The 543-nt window shown below is 61.3% G+C and carries 1 protein-coding gene; it reads left to right on the top strand.

Annotated features, from left to right (window positions below):
- Positions 1–272 (top strand): response regulator (locus tag EOB49_RS33940; protein WP_245472974.1); only part of this gene is annotated, 272 nt, incomplete at its 5' end.
- Between the last annotated feature and the right edge of the window lie 271 nt (positions 273–543).

Below are 543 nucleotides of genomic sequence, written 5' to 3'. Positions count from 1 at the left end.
GCATGCAGGCGCTGGTCGATGCCGCCGAATGGCGGCCCGATCTCATTCTGCTCGACGTAATGATGCCGGACATGGATGGGCCGGAGACGCTGAGGCGCTTGGCCCAGTCTGGGCCGACGGCTTCGATACCCGTGGTGTTCATCACCGCGCGCACCCAGACGCATGAAGTCGAACGCTATCTGGCGATGGGGGCGGTAGGGGTGATCGCCAAGCCGTTCGACCCGCTTGCGCTTGCCGGTGAAGTCAAAAGATTGCTTCTATCGCGCGCCTGAGCCGACGTTTGGCGTGGGCACCGAGCGCAGTCTGGCTGCAGACTGTGCGACGCCGTTCACGGCTCCTATACCATGTCGCCTTATTCATCTACTGATTGTGCCGAGGTGCAGGCGTAGCGAATCAGGTTGTCTATAATCGCGCGGCATCGGCGGAGCTCGGCGAGAGATTGAGAAGAATGTGTCTGTCTGCATGAACCGCGTTGGCGGATGTCGGTTCATGGATCAATCACTCCGGGGGGCAAGCGGCACAACGAGGCGCGAACCGGAGCAA

The organism is Mesorhizobium sp. M7A.F.Ca.MR.148.00.0.0 (assembly GCF_003997735.1).
In the GTDB taxonomy this organism is placed as follows: Bacteria; Pseudomonadota; Alphaproteobacteria; order Rhizobiales; family Rhizobiaceae; genus Mesorhizobium.
The sequence above is the reverse complement of the archived record's forward strand: the minus strand, read 5'-3'. Positions and strand labels throughout refer to the sequence as shown.